Origin of the sequence: Sphaerotilus sulfidivorans, from assembly GCF_013426975.1 — a bacterium.
Classification (GTDB): domain Bacteria; phylum Pseudomonadota; class Gammaproteobacteria; order Burkholderiales; family Burkholderiaceae_C; genus Sphaerotilus; species Sphaerotilus sulfidivorans.
The window spans coordinates 1-340 of record NZ_JACCPY010000107.1; the positions used below are offsets into that span (position 1 = coordinate 1).

Consider the following 340-nt stretch of genomic DNA (forward strand, 5'->3'; position numbering starts at 1 on the left):
GACGGGCCGCCGCAGAAAACGGAAAAAATCGTACGCTAAGGCCACCCCACAGGCCGAAGCGGCCGGAACCGCCCCTTGCCGGGCACGCCGCCGCGCCAGACGTAGTCACCGGTCAGGTTGATGTGGTTCCACCCCAGCGGCGAGAGGTGGGGCAACAGCGCGTCGTCCACCGCCTGGCCATGGCTGCGCAGCGCGGCCACCGCCCGCGTCATATAGACCGTGTTCCACAGCACGATGGCCGCCGTCACCAGCGTCAGCCCGCTGGCCCGCCAGCGCTGCTGCTCGAAGTCGCGGTCCCGGATCTCTCCCAGCCGACCGAAGAAGACGGCACGGGCCAGCG

1 protein-coding gene is annotated in these 340 nt (G+C 70.0%); it reads right to left on the reverse strand.

Annotated elements, in window-relative coordinates; translation table 11 throughout:
• Positions 1–35: 35 nt before the first annotated feature.
• Positions 36–340, reverse strand: a 305-nt coding sequence (locus HZU84_RS20145) for a Tn3 family transposase (protein WP_180693136.1), incomplete at its 5' end; no start/stop codon positions are given.